The sequence below is a fragment of the Sellimonas caecigallum genome (genome assembly GCF_019754295.1).
GTDB classification, from domain to species: domain Bacteria; phylum Bacillota; class Clostridia; order Lachnospirales; family Lachnospiraceae; genus Sellimonas; species Sellimonas caecigallum.
Map to the genome: position 1 here is coordinate 54,913 of NZ_VIRV01000005.1, position 22,323 is coordinate 77,235.

22 protein-coding genes are annotated in these 22,323 nt (G+C 45.0%); 4 read left to right on the forward strand and 18 right to left on the reverse strand.

Annotated features, from left to right (window positions below; all coding sequences use genetic code 11):
- Positions 1-8: 8 nt before the first annotated feature.
- The 3 genes from FLB61_RS05050 to FLB61_RS05060 are packed head-to-tail and all read right to left on the reverse strand — an operon-like array spanning position 9 to position 3,298.
- Complete coding sequence (locus tag FLB61_RS05050) at positions 9-1,940, reverse strand: V-type ATP synthase subunit I (protein ID WP_221919547.1); 1,932 nt, start codon at positions 1,938-1,940, stop codon at positions 9-11.
- Positions 1,937-2,983, reverse strand: coding sequence for a V0D/AC39 family V-type ATPase subunit (locus tag FLB61_RS05055; protein ID WP_087200634.1), 1,047 nt, complete (start codon positions 2,981-2,983; stop codon positions 1,937-1,939). Before FLB61_RS05055 ends, FLB61_RS05050 begins: the two co-directional genes overlap by 4 nt.
- Before the next feature lie 3 nt (positions 2,984-2,986).
- Complete coding sequence (locus FLB61_RS05060; protein WP_087200631.1) at positions 2,987-3,298, reverse strand: hypothetical protein; 312 nt, start codon at positions 3,296-3,298, stop codon at positions 2,987-2,989.
- Between the two features lie 176 nt (positions 3,299-3,474).
- Here FLB61_RS05060 and vanR point away from each other — a divergent pair, with 176 nt between their 5' ends.
- The 3 genes from vanR to FLB61_RS05075 all read left to right on the forward strand — a co-directional run bounded on the left by vanR (position 3,475) and on the right by FLB61_RS05075 (position 6,377).
- Positions 3,475-4,179, forward strand: coding sequence for a VanR-ABDEGLN family response regulator transcription factor (gene vanR, locus FLB61_RS05065; RefSeq protein ID WP_087200629.1), 705 nt, complete (start codon positions 3,475-3,477; stop codon positions 4,177-4,179).
- Positions 4,172-5,269, forward strand: a complete 1,098-nt coding sequence (locus tag FLB61_RS05070) for a sensor histidine kinase (RefSeq protein WP_405121541.1) — start codon at positions 4,172-4,174, stop codon at positions 5,267-5,269. The genes vanR and FLB61_RS05070 overlap by 8 nt, the downstream gene beginning before the upstream one ends.
- Before the next feature lie 211 nt (positions 5,270-5,480).
- On the forward strand, positions 5,481-6,377 hold the full coding sequence (locus tag FLB61_RS05075) for a C39 family peptidase (protein ID WP_221919549.1): 897 nt from the start codon (positions 5,481-5,483) through the stop codon (positions 6,375-6,377).
- A 10-nt stretch (positions 6,378-6,387) separates the two neighbouring features.
- On the opposite strand, the gene FLB61_RS05080 is transcribed toward FLB61_RS05075, so the two are convergent.
- The 15 genes from FLB61_RS05080 to ilvD form a co-directional block, all read right to left on the reverse strand.
- Positions 6,388-7,095, reverse strand: a complete 708-nt coding sequence (locus FLB61_RS05080; RefSeq protein WP_221919550.1) for an SDR family oxidoreductase — start codon at positions 7,093-7,095, stop codon at positions 6,388-6,390.
- A gap of 166 nt (positions 7,096-7,261) precedes the next feature.
- The gene (lysS, locus tag FLB61_RS05085; RefSeq protein ID WP_246599119.1) at positions 7,262-9,211 is read right to left on the reverse strand and encodes a lysine--tRNA ligase; all 1,950 of its coding nucleotides are present in this window, start codon (positions 9,209-9,211) and stop codon (positions 7,262-7,264) included.
- A gap of 65 nt (positions 9,212-9,276) precedes the next feature.
- A complete protein-coding gene (gene greA, locus FLB61_RS05090; protein ID WP_087203160.1) occupies positions 9,277-9,759 on the reverse strand; it encodes a transcription elongation factor GreA in 483 nt (160 codons plus the stop codon).
- 132 nt (positions 9,760-9,891) lie between these two features.
- A complete protein-coding gene (gene dusB, locus FLB61_RS05095) occupies positions 9,892-10,860 on the reverse strand; it encodes a tRNA dihydrouridine synthase DusB (protein WP_087212027.1) in 969 nt (322 codons plus the stop codon).
- 12 nt (positions 10,861-10,872) lie between these two features.
- Positions 10,873-11,217, reverse strand: coding sequence for a DUF6145 family protein (locus tag FLB61_RS05100; RefSeq protein ID WP_087203158.1), 345 nt, complete (start codon positions 11,215-11,217; stop codon positions 10,873-10,875).
- Between the two features lie 44 nt (positions 11,218-11,261).
- Complete coding sequence (locus FLB61_RS05105; RefSeq protein ID WP_246599126.1) at positions 11,262-12,056, reverse strand: biotin--[acetyl-CoA-carboxylase] ligase; 795 nt, start codon at positions 12,054-12,056, stop codon at positions 11,262-11,264.
- Between the two features lie 197 nt (positions 12,057-12,253).
- Positions 12,254-14,293, reverse strand: coding sequence for an ornithine carbamoyltransferase (gene argF / locus FLB61_RS13350; RefSeq protein WP_087203156.1), 2,040 nt, complete (start codon positions 14,291-14,293; stop codon positions 12,254-12,256).
- Between the two features lie 263 nt (positions 14,294-14,556).
- Positions 14,557-15,267, reverse strand: coding sequence for a cell wall hydrolase (locus FLB61_RS05115; protein WP_246599120.1), 711 nt, complete (start codon positions 15,265-15,267; stop codon positions 14,557-14,559).
- Positions 15,268-15,740: 473 nt separating this feature from the next.
- Positions 15,741-16,004: a 30S ribosomal protein S18 gene (rpsR, locus tag FLB61_RS05120; RefSeq protein ID WP_087203155.1), complete on the reverse strand. Its 264-nt coding sequence runs from the start codon at positions 16,002-16,004 to the stop codon at positions 15,741-15,743.
- Between the two features lie 17 nt (positions 16,005-16,021).
- On the reverse strand, positions 16,022-16,477 hold the full coding sequence (locus FLB61_RS05125; RefSeq protein ID WP_087203154.1) for a single-stranded DNA-binding protein: 456 nt from the start codon (positions 16,475-16,477) through the stop codon (positions 16,022-16,024).
- A 19-nt stretch (positions 16,478-16,496) separates the two neighbouring features.
- Positions 16,497-16,784: a 30S ribosomal protein S6 gene (gene rpsF / locus FLB61_RS05130; RefSeq protein ID WP_087203153.1), complete on the reverse strand. Its 288-nt coding sequence runs from the start codon at positions 16,782-16,784 to the stop codon at positions 16,497-16,499.
- 92 nt (positions 16,785-16,876) lie between these two features.
- Positions 16,877-17,086: a DUF951 domain-containing protein gene (locus tag FLB61_RS05135; protein WP_204244078.1), complete on the reverse strand. Its 210-nt coding sequence runs from the start codon at positions 17,084-17,086 to the stop codon at positions 16,877-16,879.
- A 13-nt stretch (positions 17,087-17,099) separates the two neighbouring features.
- Entirely contained in the window at positions 17,100-18,434 is a 1,335-nt protein-coding gene (srtB, locus tag FLB61_RS13000; RefSeq protein ID WP_246599121.1) for a class B sortase, read from the reverse strand.
- Positions 18,435-18,531: 97 nt separating this feature from the next.
- Positions 18,532-19,518, reverse strand: coding sequence for an ornithine cyclodeaminase family protein (locus tag FLB61_RS05145; RefSeq protein WP_087203152.1), 987 nt, complete (start codon positions 19,516-19,518; stop codon positions 18,532-18,534).
- Positions 19,519-19,565: 47 nt separating this feature from the next.
- Complete coding sequence (gene ilvD, locus FLB61_RS05150) at positions 19,566-21,233, reverse strand: dihydroxy-acid dehydratase (RefSeq protein ID WP_087203151.1); 1,668 nt, start codon at positions 21,231-21,233, stop codon at positions 19,566-19,568.
- Positions 21,234-21,393: 160 nt separating this feature from the next.
- On the opposite strand from ilvD, the gene FLB61_RS05155 reads away from it, so the two are divergent.
- Positions 21,394-22,269 carry a LysR family transcriptional regulator gene (locus tag FLB61_RS05155; RefSeq protein ID WP_087203150.1) on the forward strand — a complete coding sequence of 292 codons (876 nt, stop codon included), beginning with the start codon at positions 21,394-21,396 and terminating at the stop codon, positions 22,267-22,269.
- Positions 22,270-22,323: the final 54 nt, after the last annotated feature.

Sequence of the window (22,323 nt, forward strand, 5' to 3'; positions counted from 1 at the left end):
CTCCTCCTTTAATTTTTCTTTTTGCTATATGGTTGAAATACTCTCCCGCTTCCTTTATAAAACCTGCTGAACATCTCGTAATATTCCAAACGGAGTACCTGGATTCCTACGACCAGCCCCTCCATCAGGCAGACGAAAAGGTTTCCAAACACGATGATTACCCAGTTTGTATTTCCATCTTCCACACCTGCCAGCATCAGCACGACCTCCATCATGGCCGCATGGCTGACGGCAAACGCTCCGATACGAACAAAGGACAGCGTATTGGAAAAATAGCTCAACAGCGTCTCAAATAATTCAAAAAATCCTTCCACAAGGAACATGGCCTTGCTTTCTTCCATCTTTTCTGCCTTCTTTTTGATCTTGTTGGTCAACGGTGTCTTAAAGAGAATCAGGATAAGCGGTACGCCGAACATCACAAACAGGACGATACCCGCCGGTGTCTTGTGACCTGACATAAAAAGCGCCACTACGACGATGACCGATGCATAAAACACAAGTCCCGCCACTCCGTTGGCGTCAAACCAGGCGCTCTGGGTATCATGCTCTTTCATGGCGTTGATGATATGGAGTACCATGGCCACCACGATGAGCCCCATCCCAAAAGCAATAGACACGATGAATACGGTATTCAGCTTTCCGACAAACGGCAGCGTTGTCATATGGTCGATGGGCCTAAGCCAGAGCGGCTCGATCAAGTCTTCAAATCCGAATATACTTCCAAACATAAATCCGAATATAGTGGAAAAAATCCCCGCGGTAGCGATGATCCCGGCAAGCGGCGCCTTCTTGAAGTGATAGATGAGCGCCCCTGCAATAACGAGGAGAAGGCCTTGCCCCACGTCCCCGAACATCACACCGAAAATAAACGAGTATGTGATGCCCACAAAGATCGTCGGATCCAGCTCATTATGTGCCGGCAGTCCGTACATTCCCACAAACATTTCAAATGGCTTAAACAGTTTTGGATTGTCAAGCTTTGTCGGCGGTTCCCCGAAATAGCTGTCATGGTCATCTTCCACAACGACGAAAACCTTGTCGTCATTTTGTGCCTCTGCCATGAATTTTTCCACATCATCCTCCGCCATCCAGCCGCACAGGATATAGTAATCTTCTTTTTTATCCTTTACTTTGGCAGCCACCTTGCGGACGTCGAAATTGTGAGCCAGCTCCTCAAGTCTTTTCTTTGCCGCTACAAGCTTCGGCGCCTCCTTGACAAGCATCTCTTCCGTCTGGCGATCCAGATCCGTCATTTCTTTTTGGATCTCAAAGATCTCCTGTGTAAGTTTTCTGCATGCCTCGTCTGGGGTTCCCTGATAATCCGGCGGAATCTCTATTCTTTCAAAATGGAGGGAACGGAAGACCGCGTCCGCTTTCTGGATTTTTGCCGGCGCAGCAAAATATGCCCCGTACACAAAATTGTCATCCTGTTCCCCTTTTACAAATATAGCCTCCAGATCGTGAAGCAGATATTTCTCTAACTTCTGATACTGTTCTGCCGGGAGCTTTCCGAATCGGTAAGCAATGTATTTGTAATTCATGACCGCACCCAAATCCCCGTTAAGAGGGCGAAACGGCTCGATCACTCTTTGTTTTGCTTCCTTCTCCTCCCGCTTCTTCTTCAGTGTGTCCTGTTTTGCCTGAACCTTCAGGTACTCATCATTGGTGGTCCGGATCAGCTCAAAGATTTCATTGAGCCCCATACTGTTATCCGGCACGATATCCTCCGGATCACTCAGGTATCCCACAAACTGCGTTGCCTTAAGGAGCGCGTCCTTATATGGATTCGTCTCCACGAAAGGCCGAAGATTGTCCACTGTCTTTAGTTCGGACAGCGCTGATTCAAGCTGTATCTCGTATCTTGACAGATAAAGATCCATCACACGGTCGATATCGTTCTGCGGTCCGGATATATTGACGAATTTCATTTTTACAATCATGTCTTCTTCCCTCCTGCATACACTGCGATCTCATCCGGAGCAACGCCATAGCGCACACTCTCCATCACGGTAGTAAGTTTGCGAAGCTCCTCCTCTTTGAGGAACAGGTACGTATTGATAGAAGCGATGGAATACGGATTTCTTCTTCTGTCTGCCATATACAGATGATACAGACAGTCAGCATAGATTTTATCCACCGTCAGTTCCTTTCCGAAATCATAATGTCTGGCGTAACTTGTCTTTTGAAGCGCCTTCCAGAATTCCTCCAGAGACGGAGCCTCCACCATCTCCTTCATCAACTCCGTACTTATCTTATATTGGATCGGGATCAGGAGCGAATAAATATCCGCAGGCGGCAGGCTGAAATACTTTTTCGAACGGTAGATCCATTCGATATTCAGCATATTGATCTGAGCTCCGTAGTCCCTTGTGAAAATCTCAAGTTCTTTCTTTTTCAGAATCTTCTTTTTTTCTTTCCACATCGCTGTAAAATAATAAAGATTCAATGCCAGATCATAGTCAAAAAGTGTCGCCGCCTTTCCGTCTCTTAACATCTTTAGTGTCCGATAATATTCTGTCCCTTTTAGATTTTCGATCACTTCATCCGTCGTCCTGGAATGGATCAGCTTCTCTATGGAAATCTGGGAATACCGGTCAAAAAAATCTTTTTTATAATTCAGGTCAAACGGTTCCTTGTAGTGATTGATGACGATCCTCAGACAGTAATTGATAAGCTCCACCTCATATTTCTTCAGATAAAGCTTCAAAAACTTCCGCTGCTCCATCCCGGAAAACCGGTAGATTTTCATATAATCCCGATACAAGGACAAGACGAGCATCTTTTCTATATTTCCTCTGTGGATCAGGGATGGATCCATTGTCTCCAGTACCTGGCCATAAGTAGAATGCTGAACCAGATATGCCACAACTTCGGGAACACTTCCCATGGCCATAATTTCATCAAACTGCTCTTTCTTTATGAGCTTTGCCTCCATGGCCCGGAGCTTTGTGACAATCCCACTGTAAGCAAGTAAATTTCCCATAGGCTACACCTCTGTGATCCGCTGTAAGATCTCCTTCGCATACTCTGTATGCCGCGTCTCATATTCGTCCTGAAGCGACATGATAAGATCTGAGCTTGCGCTTTCCTGTCCATCCAGCATCGCCTTTTTATCTCTTTCCAGTTCCTCCTGGATCTTCTTTATCTTCTCGTTTGTCTTTTCCTCAAGTTCGCGGTCAAATTCTTTCCGGCGCTCTTCAAACTCTCTGTCCAGCTCTTCCTTCTCCTTCTCCGCATGGGAAACGATGGCCGAAGCAGCCACCTCGATTTCTGTCAGTTTGTCAATTACAGAATCCATAAAAAGCCTCCTTTTTGTATGAATTGCCGATATACTTAATCATACAACTTTCCACTGAAAATGCAACCACTATTTTGGATGGCCCATCTGTCCCCCTCATACTGTAAGATTCTGGACAAGAAAACAAAGATTTGATATCCTTATTTCGTAATGTTATCTCAGGAGGGTTAAAATTTATGGACAAGAAGATTTTGATCGTGGACGACGAACAGGCCATCGCCGACCTCGTGGAGCTGTACCTCGCCAACGAAGGCTATCAAATCTTAAAATACTATAACGGAAACGATGCGCTGGCCTGTATCGAGAAAGAAGATTTGTCCATGGCAATCCTGGATGTCATGCTGCCGGGTGTGGACGGATATCAACTTCTCCGAAAAATCCGGGAACATCATTTCTACCCGGTCATCATGCTGACTGCCAAATCCCAAGATACAGATAAAATCCTGGGTCTGACAATCGGGGCCGATGACTACATCACGAAACCGTTCAATCCGCTTGAGCTGGTTGCCCGTGTGAAAACTCAGTTTCGCCGCTACGAACGATATAATCACGCGGAAACCATGGGAACACAGCCTCCGGAAGATCACTGCATTGACATCCGGGGTTTAAGTATAGACAAAGATTCCCACAAATGTTCTCTGAATGGAAATCCGCTCTCCCTCACTCCCCGTGAATTCTCCATACTCTGGTATCTCTGTCAGAACCGGGGACGTGTCATCTCCTCGGAGGAGCTTTTCGAACATGTGTGGGGAGAGAAATTTCTGGACAGCAACAATACGGTCATGTCGCATATCGGGCGCATCCGGGAAAAGATGAATGATTCCGGGCGCAGGCCAAAATATATCAAAACTGTATGGGGAGTGGGGTATCAAATTGAATAATCAAAACACAACGACTCTGGCAAGTCAGCTCCGCCGCCGGCTGCTGAACCGGTTTATCTTTTCCTACATATTGTATGTAGGCGCAGGCGGCCTCATATTTCTTCTTGTGTACTGGTATTACCATACGGTCATCTGGATGGGTTGGGAACCATTTTACCTGTTTGTCTCCACATTGGAACGTTTTCGGGAAATCCTGCTGTTTCTCTATTTGTCAGTAGGCGCGCTGATTTTCGGAACGTATTACCTGTCCAAGTCCTGCGCTTACCTCACAGAACTTCTCAATGCCTCCGACTTACTCTGGCGGGATTCGGACACACCTGTCACTATGTCGGACGACCTGCGCGAGGCCGCACTGCATATGAACGAAGTCAGAATGAATATCAAAAACAGCCAGCAGGCCGCGACGGAAGCCGAGCAGCGGAAAAACGACCTTGTCGTCTATCTGGCGCATGATCTGAAGACCCCTTTGACCTCTGTCATCGGATATCTGACTCTCCTGCACGATGAGAAAGAGATTTCCCCTGCACTCCAGGACAAGTACCTCTCCATCGCACTTGAGAAAGCCGAACGGTTGGAAGATCTGATCAACGAATTTTTTGACATTACCCGGTTCAATCTTACTCATCTTTCCCTTGATCTGAGCCGGATCAATCTGACACGGATGCTGGAGCAGACCGTCTACGAATTTGCGCCGATGTTTTCGGAAAAACATCTCGACTATACACTTTCGGCTCCACCAAATCTGTCTTTTGTGTGTGATCCCGATAAACTGCAGCGAGTCTTCGATAATCTCCTGCGCAATGCGGTCAATTACAGTTTTTCAGACACTGTCATACAGATCAGCCTGACCCAGGAAGACAATACACTGATCCTGACCGTACAGAATGAAGGCCCTACAATTCCTCCAGAAAAACTGGAACGAATCTTCGAACAGTTCTTCCGTCTGGACAGCGCCCGTACTTCGCGAAACGGAGGTTCCGGTCTCGGCCTTGCCATCGCCCGTGAAATCGTAGAGCTTCATAACGGTACGATCACGGCAGAAAGCCATGACCAACTCATCATCTTCCGTGTCGTCCTGCCATGTTCTTAAGAAAATCGTGAGAATTTCGCAGGAAAAAAGACGTGTTTCCTTTTATGAATCTGAGAAAATAAAATACAGCATTCTGATATAGTAAAAGCGTGCTCTGAAGATCCTTTAAAAACCGATCTTTAGACACGCTTTTTCTATCAAAATTATGAAATTCAAAAAGTTTCGCCTTTCCATCTGAGGCGATCCAAATACACAGAAAGGAAACACATTTATGAGTACCAAACATTCTTATTACGACTACCATCCAAATTATAGAAAGGATTCCGACCGAAGACGTCCCACTTCCGATATCCGCCGCAAACGCATCAAACACCGCCGGCATCGGTTCCTGCACTTTATCTTTCCGATGCTCTGCCTGATCCTGCTTCTCTCTGCCTGCGCCTCCTTCATCCTGGAACACAGTCTGAACACGGGCACAAGCTTCCTTAAAAGTTCCTTCTTTGGCGGAAATCCATCCAATCAGGTACGGCGCTACGCTGAAAGAAATGGGCTGAGCCTTTCGGATTATCCTCAGAATCTCATCGATCTGTACGAACGTAATCCGGAGACAAAAGACTTCGTCTTCGAATATCCGCTCAAAAAAGATACATCTCCATCCATCGATCTTGGCGGACTTTCCACCTCTTCTGTACCGCTCCTGATGCAATGGGATCAGCGCTGGGGGTATGAAAAATACGCCGGAGATCTCTTTGGCCTTACCGGCTGCGGCCCAACCTGCCTGTCCATGGCAGCGATTTACTTGACCGGCGATACTTCCATGGACCCAAAATGGATGGCCGATTTTGCCACTTCCTACGGGTATGCCTCCGAAGGAAATGGATCCGCGTGGACTCTCTTCTCGGAAGGCGCCCGTAAGCTTGGACTGGACGTGACTGAGATCCCTCTGGACGAGCAGCGTATAGCCGACAATTTAAACGTAGGCAACCCTATCGTTGCTTCCATGGGGAAAGGCGACTTTACGACTTCCGGACATTTCATCGTCCTGACTGCATACAAAGACGGCCAGCTGAAAGTCAACGATCCAAACAGCAAGGAGAATTCCGAAAAACTGTGGGACTATGATCAGATCAGCGGACAGATCCGCAACCTCTGGGTGCTCAGAAATTAGAAACTGGCTTTTATTTTTCCTCCAGCGTCCACCCATGGTCATTGTGATAGATCATCTGCCGCGTCATGCCGCCGTCGATACAAATATTCTCTCCTGTTATGAAACCAGCTTTCTCCGAACATAAAAACAGCACCATATTGGCGATATCCAGCGGGGTTCCCACACGCCCCGCCGGATGCTGTCTTGCATCCGCTCCTTCATATGGAGTAAAGTCGGTATCGATCCACCCTGGAGAAATAGAATTGACCCGCACTCTCCCTGCAAGGCTTACAGAAAGGGCGTGCGTCAACGCAGAGATTCCACCCTTTGCCGCAGTATAACTCTCTGTCTGAGGCTGGCTCATCCGATCTCTGGAAGATGAGATATTGACGATCGCAGACTCAGGTGTGAAATACGGCAAAAATAATTTGGAAAGGTAGAACGGCGCAGTCACTCCCACCTGAAGTGCATAATTAAAATCTTCATACGTACAGGACTCAATACCTTTCATCAGCGGCAGCGCATTGTTAATGAGGTAATCCACTTTCCCATAATCATGGATTACCTTTTCTGCAAAAGCCCGCAAGATCGCTTCCTCTGCCACATCTCCGGTAAAATATTCATTTGGCTGTTTATCGATCACGCACACATGCGCCCCATTTTTTACAAATTCATCGGCAATACACTTTCCGATTCCCTGTGCGGCTCCTGTGATCGCGACAACTTTACCTTTAAACATAAATTTCCTTCTTCCTTCTGTATAATAAATTTATCCAATATGATATAACTAACACTTTTTCTTGTCAACTATATGAAAAGGACACCTTTCTAAAATTTCTTTTAGAAAAAGTGTCCTCATAATATCTTCTATTTACTTAAACTGGATTGACTGCTGTCTTTGCTTTCTAGTACAGCTTCGCACCTGCCGGAATGCGGTCATCTACCATCAGAAGGTTCAGGCCTTCATGTCCGTCTTCTTCATGGACTGCTGAGATCAGCATTCCGCAGGAATCAATCCCCATCATCTTTCTCGGCGGAAGGTTCACGATAGCGATTGCCGTCTTTCCGATGAGTTCTTCCGGTTCATAATACTCATGGATTCCGCTCAGGATCACACGGTCTGTGCCTGATCCGTCATCCAGAACAAACTTCAGAAGTTTCTTGCTTTTTGGCACTGCCTCACACTCTTTGATCTTCACTGCACGGTAGTCTGATTTCGCAAATGTCTCAAAATCTACCATTTCTTCAAAAAGAGGTTCGATCTTTACTTTGGAAAAGTCAATTTTTTCTGCCTTCACTTCTTCTGTCTTGTCAGCCTGCACTGTTTTCTTCGGCGCCGGGGAACCGCCCAGAGTCTTCATTGTCGGGAAGAGCAGTACGTCTCTGATGGCTGCGGAATCTGTAAGCAGCATGCACATTCTGTCGATTCCAAATCCGATTCCACCTGTCGGCGGCATTCCGATCTCCAGCGCATTGAGGAAGTCTTCGTCTGTCGTGTTGGCTTCTTCGTCTCCCTGTGCAAGAAGTTCTTCCTGCGCTTTGAAACGTTCTCTCTGATCGATCGGGTCGTTCAGCTCTGAGTAAGCGTTCGCCATTTCCCATCCGTTCATAAAGAATTCGAAACGCTCTGTATATTCCGGATTTTCCGGTTTTTTCTTTGTGAGCGGAGAAATCTCAATCGGATGATCCATGACAAATGTAGGCTGGATCAGATGTTCTTCCACGTATTCTTCAAAGAAGAGGCTTAAGATATCGCCTTTCTTATGTCTTTCTTCAAATTCGATTCCCTTTTCTTTTGCCAATGCTTTTGCTTCTTCAGTCGTTTTGATCTCATTGAAATCAACGCCTGCGTATTTCTTAACTGCGTCTACCATAGTAATACGTTCAAACGGCTTTCCGAGATCCATCTCTACTCCGTTGTATGTGATCTTTGTCGTACCGAGCACGTCCTGCGCAACATGGCGGTAAAGATTTTCTGTAAGATCCATCATGCCGTGATAATCCGTATATGCCTGATAGAGTTCCATCAAGGTAAATTCCGGATTGTGGCGCGTATCAAGCCCTTCGTTTCGGAACACACGTCCAATCTCATATACACGTTCCATTCCGCCTACGATGAGACGTTTCAGATACAATTCCAGAGAAATGCGGAGCTTAAAATCTTCGTCCAGCGCATTGAAATGTGTTTCGAACGGTCTGGCTGCTGCTCCACCTGCATTGGCAACAAGCATCGGTGTCTCCACTTCCATAAATCCCTGTCCATCCAGATATTTACGGATGCTGCTCAAGATCTTTGATCTCTTGATGAATGTATCTTTTACTTCTCTGTTCATGATAAGATCGACATATCTTTGTCTGTATCTTGTATCTGTATCAGTAAGTCCATGGAATTTTTCCGGGAGAATCTGAAGGCTCTTGGAGAGAAGCTGCACCTTCTCGGCGTGGATGGAGATTTCCCCTGTCTTTGTCTTGAACACAAAACCTTTGATACCTACGATATCGCCGATATCAAACTTTTTGAAATCTTTGTAATCCTCTTCTCCGATACTGTCTCTTGCAACATAAGACTGGATATTTCCCTCCAGGTCCTGAACATTACAGAAAGAAGCTTTTCCCATAACACGTTTCTGCATGATACGTCCTGCTATCGATACCTGTTTATTTTCCAGCTCCTCAAAATTGTCCTTGATCTCCTGGCTGTGATGTGTCACATCGTATTTTGTGATAAGGAACGGATCAGCTCCTCTTGCCTGAAGATCAGCCAGTTTTTCACGGCGTACCTTTCTCAAATGGTTAATGTCCTGCTCCTGTACATTCTTCTGCTGTTCTGCCACTTCTTTCACTCCTTTTCGCATTCAATCCTTCTATACATATGAATTTATATATACTGTAAGAAAAAGTTTGTCCGGATCATTCATTCTTAAATCGAACGTTCGATCTTCAATACTTTGTATTTGATTTCTCCTGCCGGTGTCTCCACTGTAACAACATCTCCGACTTTTTTACCCATCAGTGCCTGTCCGACCGGTGATTCATTGGAAATCTTTCCCTGCAGGCTGTTCGCTTCTGTGGACCCTACGATTTTAAATTCGATCTCTTCATCAAATTCATCATCGTGTACAAGAACTGTACATCCGATATTGATCTTTTCGAGATCCACTTCTTCTTCTACAACTACTTCTACATTTTTCAGAATTTTTTCCAGCTCGTCGATACGCGCTTCGATATCTCTCTGCTCATCTTTCGCTGCATCATATTCTGCATTTTCAGACAGGTCACCCTGCTCTCTGGCTTCTTTGATCTTTCCTGCCACTTCTTTTCGTTTTACAACCTTCAGATTTTCCAGCTCGTCTTCCAGCGCTTTTAAGCCGGCATACGTCAAAATCGTTTTCTTTTCTTCCATCACAATTACCTTCCTTACAAATGGATATAGGCAGCTTTTAGCTGCAAAATTTCATAAAATATTCTACTTCCGTAATTTCAATATTATACATAACCATCTCCGGCATGTCAAGATTTACGCAGGATTCTGCCGCTATTCATGCAGTTTTTCAAAGAGCAGTTTTTCAAGCTCTTCGTAGCTTTCCACTTGGTTGATCTCCGCTCTCAATCTCGCTGAGTTCGGGAAGCCTGCAGTATACCACGCCACATGTTTTCTCATTTCGCGAATCGCTGTATAGTCGCCTTTGCATTCCATCTGGAGTTTTGCATGGCGCAGCATCATCTCTCTTACTTCTGTCACAGATGGCCTGGCAAGTTTCTCCCCTGTCTCTTCATAGTGGATCAGCTCCTGAAAAATCCACGGATTCCCCTGCACCGCACGTCCTACCATGATTCCGTCGCACCCGGTTTCGCTTACCATTCGCTCTGCATCTTCCCCGGAAGAGACATCTCCGTTTCCGATGACCGGTATAGACACAGCTTCTTTAACTTGCCTTATAATATCCCAGTCTGCCTTGCCGGAATAGTATTGTTCTCTTGTCCTGCCGTGTACGGCCACCGCCGCCGCACCTGCGTCTTCGATGATCCTGGCGATTTCCACCGCATTGACGCTGTCATCATCAAATCCCTTCCGTATCTTGACTGTCACCGGTTTTTCTATCGCTTTCGCCACCTTAGATACGATTTCATGGACAAGGGCTGGATTTCGCATCAGCGCGGATCCCTCGCCATTCTTCACAATTTTAGGCACCGGGCAGCCCATATTGATGTCCAAAATTGCAAACGGCAGTTCTTCTATCTGCTTTGCGATCTCACTCATGATATCCGGATCCGATCCGAAAAGCTGGAGTGACACCGGGCGCTCTTTTGGATGAATTTCGAGAAGACTTTTCGTATTCCTGTTTTTATATAAAATCGCTTTGGCGCTTACCATCTCCATGCATAAAAGACCTGCGCCCTGCTCCTTACAGAGCAGACGAAAAGGAAGATCCGTCACTCCCGCCATCGGCGCCAGAATATAACGGTTCTCCAGTTCCACATTTCCGATTTTCAGTTTTTTCATCGCGTACTTCCCCTACTCTTGTTTTTCATCCAGGTCTTCGCCAAGGAAAAATACCTTGTAGTAAAGCTGAAGGGATTCCAGCAAATCTGCCTTCGTCCTCTGAAGCTCTTTGATCTTTAACGCGCTCCCGATATCGTCAAACATGGCGTCCCCCTCCTTGGAAGTTACCTCAAAGCAAAGAGAACCATCCTCTTCATATACAAGTGTGAGGATACCGCCCACATCGTGTACATAAAGCACACACATAATCTTGAGCTCATCTTTGATATGATCCGGCAGATTGTCAAAATCCGGATTTAAATAATACTTTTCTTCATATGAGTTTGCGCCACACAATACAATTTTCTCTTCGTACATATCCATCTCCTCTATTTTCTATTCTTACATTCTTTAGATTATTCTCAAATATATCCATAAACTCCTCGAACGGAAACTTCTCCGGAATCCACCTCCCGAAGATCTCCTCCGTCGGTCTTTATGATCAAAGCTCCTGTCTTTGAAATACCGAGCGCTGTTCCTTTCCATTCATGCCCCGGCTCCAGAACACAGACAGTCTCTCCCCTGTTCACAAGAGCAGCTTCGTACTCGTCTTTTATGAAAGCAAGCGACTGCTCTTTACAGAATTGTATGTAAAGTTGTTCAAATTCTTCAAGGACACGACACACCAGTGTTTCCCTGGGCACGGCCTGTCCCGTCTCCAGCCAAATGGAAGTCGCCTTCTCTGCAAGCTCCTCCGGAAACTCTCTCTGGTTACAGTTGATACCAACTCCGATCAGCACATAGTCCACCGCTCCCTGTACGACACTCATTTCTGTAAGAATACCGCAGATCTTTCGGCCCCCAATCACGAGGTCATTCGGCCACTTGATTCCAACCTCCACATGGCAGACTCTGCGTACTGCACGGGTTACAGCACATGCCATCAAAAGCGTCAGCATCGGAGCCCTGTCCGGCAGAAAATCCGGCCGCAAAAGCACTGTCATATAAATATTCTCCCCCGGCAAAGACAACCACGAACGCCCCCGTCTCCCACGCCCTGCGGTCTGCTGCTCCGCCAAAACGACCAAGCCCTCGCCGGCCCCACTCCTGGCAGCTTCCTTAACCCGCATATTTGTCGAATCTGTCTCCTCATATACAACCAACTCACGGCCAAACCTGTCTGAACAAAGCAAAAGAGAAATCAGTCCCCTCTTCATCACACAAAACGCCTCCAATCAACCACTGTGTGATATTATAGCATACTATGTTGAAAAATAAAACGGGGACGTGTTCCGACAAGTCGGAACACGTCCCCGTACCTTTCGGTTGCGTTTCTTATGCAACTTTTTTATTTCTGTCGTTTTCTTTCTATTTTGATTTTTTCTTGTTTTTCATCTTGTGATCAATTTTTTCTTTATTCTTCCCCGAGTGTTGCGACCATAACAGCTTTTATCGTATGTAATCTGTTTTCAGCTTCGTCGAAGACAACCGATGCTTTGCTTTCGAATACATCTTCTGTTACTTCATATCCTTTTACTGCCGGGAGGCAATGCATAAATATAGTGTTTTCTTTTTTGGTTTTTTCCATGAGTTTTCTGTTTACCTGGTATTTGTGCAGGATTGCTTTTCTTTCGGCCGTTTTTTCTTCTTCTCCCATGGAGATCCATACATCTGTATAGATAATATCTGCGCCTTCTACATCGTCCGTATTATCGCTGATGGTTATGGCTGCTCCTGATTCTTGTGCGTATTTCTGACATGCGTTGACGAGTGAGCGCATCGGCCAGAGTTCTTTTGGTGCAATCAGTGTAAAGTCAATTCCAACTTTTACGCACCCTATCATAAGGCTGTTTGCCATATTATTTCTTCCGTCTCCGATGTATACAAATTTCAGGCCTTCAAAATATTCGAATTTTTCCTGGATCGTGAGCAGGTCTGCCAGGACTTGTGTCGGATGGTAGTCATCGGTCAGCCCGTTCCAGACAGGTACGCCGCTGTATTCTGCCAGTGCCTCTACGTGTGAATGGCGAAATCCGCGGAATTCGATGCCGTCGAACATTCTTCCTAATACTCTTGCCGTATCTTCGATACTTTCTTTATGGCCGAGCTGTATCTCATTTCCGCTCAGATAAGTGGGAAATGCTCCTTCATCGTTGGCTGCGACAGTAAAAGCGCACCGTGTTCTTGTAGATGGTTTTTCAAATATCAGTGCTATATTTTTCCCTTCCAGCGCATGCCCTTTGATTCCCTGTTTCTTTTTCGCTTTCAGCTTTGCAGCGAGATTAACCAGATATCGGATTTCATCCGGTGTATAATCTTTCAATGTTAAAAAGCTTCTTCCTTTTAAATTCATGTCCAAATCCTCCCTGATTTCTGCCAGCACACGAAGAAAACGCGGTATTGCTACTTTACCTTCCAGTTCCGCATATTTTTTCAGCACCAGTTCCAGCAGTTTCCTTTCTTTATAAATTTGATATTTAGGTATATGAAAATATTTTGCACCGGCTTCCAGCATGGAGAGATACAGAAGTTCATCGTCTGCCCCTAGTGGGAGTTTCAGCACAAACTTAATTTCCCGTTTTTCCTTTTCGCTGATCCCTTTCATCCGCTCTGCATACGCTTCTTTCGGATAGGAGCTGTCGATATAATAAATGAGGCCTTTAAGTCCGTAGATCATCCGTTTCGCATCGTAATATCCGATCTTTAGATTCTGCCGGCTCCTTTTTCCGTGAAATTCCAGAATGCTTCCGAGATTGACCCTCGGGGCGATCTCACATATTTTCGTGTTTTCATCCAGCTTTACTTTTGGTTCTCTCCCAGGCCCATATATTCGGACTGTGATGATATCTTTGTATCCTCGATTTATCAACGAGTTGAGGGGTACATTATTGATAACGCCTCCGTCCAGATACGTTTTTCCATGCAGAGGTTCATTTTTAAACCCAAGCAGATATGCGCTTGCCAGAAGAAAATCTTCCAAAAGTCCTTCCGGAATATCGTCCAATGTAAGATCCAGTTCTTTCATATCAGAAAGCGAAAAGGTAAGAAGTGAGAAGTCGATCCCTGCATTTCGGATTTTCTCTTCATCGATGACTTCGTGGATCAGATTTCTAAGCGGGGTAATATCAATCCCGCCCTCCTTTACTTTTGCCCATACTTCTCTGAAAAGTTCTTTGACAGGCGTCTCTTTCTGAAACAGCCTTTCCATCCAATCATCATCAACATCCATGATTCTTGAAAATGTCATTTTTTCCCAGATGCGCTCTGCCTGATCAACGCTTCCCATGCAGATCAGAGCTCCGTTCAAAGCTCCTACCGATGTACCTGCCACTGCCTTGATCTTAATACCGGCTTCAGCCATCGCTTTCCACGCTCCAATCTGGTACGCGCCTCTTGCGCCGCCTCCGTCCAATACGAGTCCATATTCCTTTGATAAATCGATTACAGGCTTCATGTCTTCACTCCTTATGCATTATATTACTCTTTTTTGCATAAAATTACAATCCATTTTTCTTGTTTTTTACAAAAAAGATCTTCGTCTGTGTTCAACAAGCTATACTCTCTGAGTTTTCTCGGTTTTGTCTTATCACACATGTTAATCGCTATAGATTCAGTATACACCGAATTCTCACATAATGTAAAGGGAGCACTTACCATGTAAAGTGCTCCCTTTCTCTTTCTGAATAATTATACAATTTATATATTCTTTCTAACCCCTTAGTGGAACCAATGTGCCCCAATTTTGATTCCTGTATTATTTCCATCCCCGAAATGAAGTGCATTTCCAACCGGGCTTACTCCGGCAAGCGCTTCGCGTGCAGCCTGATAACAAGACGCCGGAATGTTTCCGGATGCAAGGACTCTGTCAAGCTTTCCTGTCATGGCTGGTCCAAACTGTCCTCTCTGATAAATAACTCCTCTGATAGAACTTGCATATCCGGCATTCAATCGGTTCATAACCACAGCTCCCACTGCAACCTGCCCCTGGTACGGCTGGTTTCCTGCCTCACAATAAATCAGTGCTGCAAGAAGATTTTCATCTCCTGCCTGAGCTGCTTGGGCAGCTTTTTGAGCCTTCGCAGCTTCCGCGGCTTTTCTTGCTTCTTCGGCCTTTCTCGCCTCTTCGGCTTTTCTTGCCTCCTCAGCTTTTCTTGCCTCCTCAGCTTTTCGAATCTCTTCTGCTTTCTTTACTGCTTCATTTCTTTTCGTCTTTATCTGTTCCGTATATCCGGAAACTGTCTGGGATAACGCCTGTACATTCTCAGCCGCTGCTGCTTCCACAACAGCTCCTTGAGGCGCTTCTGCTATAAGTCCTCCGTCTGCGGCAATAACCTGTACATTCACACTTGCCGTGAGAACTACCGCAGAAAGAATTCCTGCCAGCATTCCTTTCTCAAAATGTCTTTTATGACCAAAATTGGGTTTCATATAATCCTCCTTCTTACCTGATACAGTTATGTCTATGTAACACTCTGCTCTCTTCGCCATCTTTTGTATGTAATAAATAATACGCATTTTAGTTTTATTTTATTACAAATATTACAAATTTGTTACATAACCTTGCAACGAGGATTATCTTAGCAAAATTTCATTGTCTTGTCAACTTTTCTTCTTATTTACGTCATTTTTACCAGTTATTTGTCATATTTTATATCTATTTTTATTCGTAATGCACATTTCATATTTTCAGACAACTTCTCTTATTACTATGTTTTTTCTTTCTCGCACCTGTTTTTTTCAAAAATACTAGACTACGCTTTGTCACACTAACGTAATATTTCCATCACATTTTAACAAAATGTCTAAAGCCTCTTCGCCGCTTTCAGAAAAAGTTTTTCCCGCATAAAAAAACCGCCACTGCCTTTCGCAGTGACGGCTTATATCTCCGCATTTTGGAATGATTATTCCTGAACGTACGGCATCAGGGCAATATGTCTTGCTCTCTTGATTGCTACTGTCAGAGCTCTCTGATGCTTTGCACAGTTTCCTGTGATTCTTCTCGGAAGGATCTTTCCTCTTTCAGAAACGTATTTTCTTAATTTTGCAACGTCCTTGTAATCAATTTCGTTGTTTTCTTTACCACAGAATACGCATACTTTTTTTCTTCTGCGGCTCGGTCTTCTTCTCATCTGAGAATCAGCTTTGTTTGTTTTATCGTAAGCCATCGTTCTTACCTCCAATACTAATTAAATGGTAATTCCTCATCAATTCCGTCCGGGATATTCATAAACCCGTCTCCTGCATCCATACTCGGAGCCTGTGGAGCTGACGAAACCGGGCTTGCCTGATAATGGCTCTGATTTGCTTCACTCACGCTCTTGCTTTCAGCAAATTCCTGCTCTTCTACGACAACTTCTGTCGTATAGACTTTTACGCCATCTTTATTCGTATAACTACCTGTCTGAATGCGACCACAGATTGTGATGCGCATTCCCTGACGGAAATACTTTTCCGCAAACTCAGCTGTTCTTCCAAAAGATACACAACTTATAAAGTCTGCTGTCTGCTCTCCGTCACGTCTGAATCTCCTGTCTACCGCAAGGGTGTACCGCGCAATAGCCAGCGGATTTTCTCCACCTTGAGAATATCTCACTTCAGGATCTCTTGTCAGGCGCCCCATTAAAATTACTTTATTCATAAATTTCCTCTTTTCTTCTTTATGCTTCCTGTTTCACGCATAAATATCTGATCACGTTGTCCATGATGCGAATTCTTTCTTCGATTTCGCCTGGAGTTGTTGTATCAGATTCGAAGTGGATGAAATAATAGTATCCTTCTTTCATCTTCTGAATTTCATAAGCAAGTCTCTTCTTGCCCCATTCATCAACGTCAGTAACATTTCCACCGAAACGTGTAACTAATGCTTTTACCTTTTCGATCACTTCTGCTCTGGCGTCGTCTTCGATTTTTGCATTGACAACAACAGCTAATTCATATTTGTTCATGTCGTTTGCACCTCCTTATGGTCTTTTGGCTCCCGGTCCTGCTTAACGCCGGGGACAAGGATTATTATAATATATCACAATTTGATATTATATCATGATTTCTCCGGTGTTTCAAGCTTTTTTTGAATTTCTTTTGTATTTTTTTCTACAAGCTTCCTGGCAATCATGATCTGGTGCCCACACCCTTTACATTTCAACCGGAAATCCGCTCCAACCCGAAGAATTTCCCATTCATAACTTCCGCAGGGATGCTTTTTTTTCATCTTTATGGTATCCCCAACCTCAAAATTTACATCCATCATTTTTTCTTCCTCTTTAATTTTGCTGTTCTTCGGCCTTGTATGCCTGCACGATCAAGCGGTCTTCGTTATTGGCCTTTGTACAGGTAGATAACGTCACAACCTGAGCGTCATCCGGCACTTCCACTTTTGTATCATAGAAAGAATGGTCTTTTCCAAACTGTACAAAACTCTGAAACTCCGAAGTATCCGCAAAGGTGGTCTTATAAGCTTCCGAAGTATCTTTGACCTCCCCAACGGCAAAGATCTGATATTTTATCTCCTTCCCATCCGGTGTATAGAGATAAAAATATGGATATTTTTCATAAAAGCTCTGTTCCTTATACTCTTCCAGCTTCCCGAACATAGACTCGCTGTTCATGCGGTGCCCGTAAATAACGCTGTTTTTGTCACTTAGATCTTTATTGTTATATACATTCAGGAATATCGCACCATATGTATTCGGATACCCGGAAATCGTCTTGTCCAGATATTCCTGGTTATCTTTCCCCTGTACGACCGGATAATTGATGATGGACGGCTCATCAAAGCGAATCCATGCAATGATATCCTCGTTTATTTTCCACAATTCTTCAAAATCAACCGTATACTTTGGAGTTTCTTCTGCATCACTTGCATTGTCATCGTTATTCGGCTTGATTCCTACCTTGATCAACTGATCGTACTCCTGATCTCCTTTGTGATATCCGTAGTAAATGGAAAACAGTTTATATCCGGATACGCAGAACACAATAATAGCAAGGAGTAAAATCAGAATACTTACAATCCCAAATCGTTTCTTTTCTTGGCGCTTTCTTCTCTTCATTTTCTTCCCTTTTTTCGCCTTTACTGACTTTTCTTCTATGTTCTGCTGGGAAACCTGCCTTTCTTGTGCACGTCCCGTTTTCTGCGGATGCTTCGCTCTTTCTTCCTGTGGTCGGCTCGGTCCTGTTTCCCGCGTACGTCTTGGTCTTTCTCCCTGCGGTCGTTTTTTCTTTGTCACTTCTGCGTGCCTTGCTCCCTGGGAGTGTTTTACTCCCTCCGTTTCCAGTTTTTTCCTATTTCCTTCCTCTGGGCGGGGCCTGCTCTTTCTTTCTTGTGCCGCACGTTCTCTGTGCTTCTTCGCTTCTTCTGCACGCTCTCTGCGCTTCTTCGCTTCTTCTGCACGTTCTCTGCGCTTCTTTGCTTCTTCTGCACGCTCTCTGCGCTTCTTTGCTTCTTCTACACGTTCTCTGTGCTTCTTAATCTGTCCCCCGGCCGGCTCCGGTCTTTTCTGCTGGTCCGGCCGGGTTCGAGGTTTTCTCTCTTTTCCGGCTTGCCGTATCTCTTCGTCTCTGACACGCCGCCTCTTCTCTATTTGTTTTGTTTCCATTTTGCTCTCCTGAAACTTTTCTCTTAGTATAAGTAGTAAGTATAAGTATAACTCATTTCTTCGGTAAGCAAAAGGAAAATCTCTATAAAAAGTAAAGCTAGTTCCAGTGTGTTCCGATTCCAGCTTCCACTGCCTTGTCATAAATTGCTTTTGCAGCGATCAGATCCTGAGTAGCCACGCCGACCGTCTCAAACACGATGATTTCTTCGTCGTTTTCACGTCCCACAATCTTTCCTCTTATGACATCTCCCAGGTCGCCGGTAAAATCTTCTTTTGTGATTGTTCCGTCGCCTAATGGAATCAGAATGTCTCCGGATTCGGAAAGAACCGCCTCCTCAGAGTCAAAGTAGATCTTGGAAGCACGGGTAAGGATGACCGGATCCATTTCCTGCATATGAGGCTGGTAAGCTCCCACACAGCTTACAGTTGCTCCTTTTTTGACTTTCGCTCCGTCAAAAACCGGTTTCGAAGAAGGTGTTACCGTGATCAAAAGATCTGCATTGTCAATAGCCTCGTCTGAGGATTTTGCAGCCACAATTTTTGCTCCGTATTCTTTCAGCTCCTCCTGCATCCTCGCTGCAAATTCCTGGGTTCTTTCATAATTCAGGTCATACACCCGCACTTCTTCCAGATTTCTCACTGCAAGCATCGCTTCCAGCTGTGTCGCAGCTTGTCCGCCTGTCCCGATGAGAGCCCCGATCCGACAGTCTTTCTTAGCCAGCAGATCGAAAGCTGCACCGGATGCCGCGCCTGTACGCAGCTGTGTCACATATGTTCCGTCCATGACAGATTGAACCAATCCATTTGTTCCATCGATGAGAAGCACCTGAGCAGGGGAAGATGGAATTCCATTGTCAATGTTGTGTGGAAAAATATTGACAATTTTCAGTGATGCCGCATCCATCTCTTCAACGTACGCCGGCATAAACAAAAAGCTTCCATCATACTTCGGCGCCTGTATATTCGTCCGGATCGGAGAATCGCATTTCCCTTCCACTACAAGCTGAAATGCTTTTTTGTCCGCTTCAATGGCGTCCTTCATCGTAAACACTTTTTTGATATCTTCTTTTGACAATAATAACATGTTGTTTCCTCCTGTTCTGCATCTATGCACTTGAACTGTTTTCTATTTTAATGAAATTTTGCGTCGAGATCCCAAGGCTGCATTGCTCCGCCTTCTTCAGCCGGGCGGCACATTCTTGCAAAAATATTCAGACAGCCTTTTTCTTCTTTCAGCGGAGGACATACCCAATTTTCTCTTCTTTTTTCCAGTTCTTCATCTGATACGAGAAGATTGACTTCCCCGTTTGGAATATCGATAACGATTTCATCTCCATCCTTCACAAGGGCGATTGTTCCCCCATCGTACGCCTCCGGAGATACATGTCCGATGATGGCACCGTAGTTAAATCCGGAAAATCTCGCATCTGAGATCAAGCCCACACTCTTGTGAAGACCAAGACCGATCAGTGCGTCGATGCTGAGCATCAGCTCTTTCATTCCCGGAGCACCTTTGCATCCTTCATAACGAATAACAATGATATCTCCCGGCACGATCTTTCCGGATGAAATAGCCTCGAAAGCCGCTCTGTCGCCATCAAATACTTTTGCTTTGCCCTTCATATATTTCACTTCGTCATAGACAGCTGTCGGACGCACAATAGCACCGTTCGGGGAAAGATTCCCTCTTAAGATCTTAAGTCCCGGTTCCTCAAAGAGCGGACGTTCCAGCGAATGGATAACTTTGTTTTCCTGCGGTTTTACTTTGGAAAGGAGCTCTTTCCATGTAGAACCGTACATGGTCGGCACATCTGTAAAAAGCTTGCTCTCCAGCATCTTCATGACATTCATGACGCCGCCTGCATAGTGGAAATCCACTACGGTGTACGGACCGCTTGGCACTACCGCGTTGATACAGTGAATCTCTTTTGCGTATTTTTCAAAATCATTCAATGTAAGTTTGATACCAAGTTCATATGCGTAGGATAGGATGTGGAGCACAGCATTGGTAGAACCTGCCACCGCCATGTCAAACATGATAGCATTCATGAGCACTTCTTTTGTGATAAGTTCAGACGGTTTTCTTCCTTCTTTCACAAGGCGCACAGCATACTTACCTGCTTCTCTGGCTCTTCTAAGCTTCGCATTGTCTGATGCTGGGATCGTGGATGTGCCAGGCAGAACAAGATTCAGCACTTCCCCGAGCATCTGCATGGTATTTGCAGTTCCCATAGACGGACATGCTCCAAAGGATGGGCAGACACTGTCTTCCATTTCCATAAGTTCCTCTTCTCCTACACCAGAAAATCTGGCAGAGTCAAGATCAGCCTCCACTACTGTCTTCCCACAGTACTGTCCTGGCTGCATGGATCCTCCTGTCACAATCATGGACGGAATGTCAAGGCGCATAGCAGCAAGGTAGCATCCGGCAATAATATTGTCGCAGGATGCGATCATGACAAGCCCGTCGAAATTATGTACACGTGTGACAAATTCCACAGACATGGCCACAATGTCACGGCCTACCTGTTCGTATTTGAGCTCTTCTGCTCCGTTTGCGATATTTCCGCATGTAGCCGGAATTCCGAATTCCACCGGCACTCCTCCTGCAGCCCAGATTCCTTCTTTTACCGCTTCTGCTATCTGTCTTAAATGTGCAGATCCAGGTGATCCGGACATATAAGAGTTCGGCACACCGATATGTGGTTTTTTACGGATATCTTCATCGGAGTATCCGGCTGCTTTCATCATTACTCTTCTGTGCGCCGCCTCGGCGCCGTTCCAATATTCTGTTCCCATGTTAGAACCCTCCTGTTTTTGATATTTTCCGGAGATCTCTTTTCTCCAGCTTCTTGACATTATTTTAGCATATATGTTTATAATAGGATGCAATTTTGAATTACAAAAGCAATATTTCCTAATGACATCCTTCAATTTTTCTAATGGCAGGTGCAACTATATGAATAAATACGAAACCATTTTAAGTGTATTTGAAACTCGCAGCATTTCCCGGACTGCTGCTCTGTTCAATTATACACAGTCTGCAGTCAGTCAGACAATCAAAAATTTCGAAAGAGAGCTTGGCATTGAGCTCTTCTCCCGTTCCAAAAACGGTATGGAGCCAAAGCCTTATACAGCCGAAATACTGGATTCTCTGCGCATTATCTGCCGGGAAGAGAAGCGCATCTCAAACATTGCCTCCTCCCTTGCCGGACTGGAAAGCGGTTATGTGCGCATCGGCGCTGTCCAAAGCATTTCATACTACTGGCTTCCGGATATCATGAAGGCTTTTTCCGACCGGTACCCAAACATCCGCTTTGAGCTCTCCGTGGACGGATTCAGTCCGCTGAGACAACTGCTGAAAGAAAACCGTCTCGACTGTATTTTCGTCTCGGAATATTCCGTTCCGGATATGCCGTTCCTCCCTCTCGGGAAAGATGAACTGATGCTTGTGACTCCAAAAGATCATCCATTTGTCTCTTCCCGGTCTATTCAGCTTACCGACCTGAACAACGAGGACTTTATCTTATCCGCAGATGGTCTGGAATATGAGACCGGGAAACTCTTCCAGGAGCATCACATCGTACCTCGGATACGTTATAAGCTCAACGACGATCTTGCTGTCCTGAAAATGGTCGAAAAAGGATTTGGCATCACGATTCTTCCAAGACTTCTTGTGGATCACGCCTCCTTTGATATCGCCTCCCTTCCTCTCCCAGACAAATACTACCGCACACTTGGTATGGCATTTCCTCCGGGTATCCTCCCGGATCACGCAGTTCAGACGTTTCGAATGTTTGCCAAAAAATGGACGGAGCAAAACAATTTTATATAATTTTTATAATCCTTTTATTGATTCCTCAAAAAAATAAGGTAAAATATATTACAC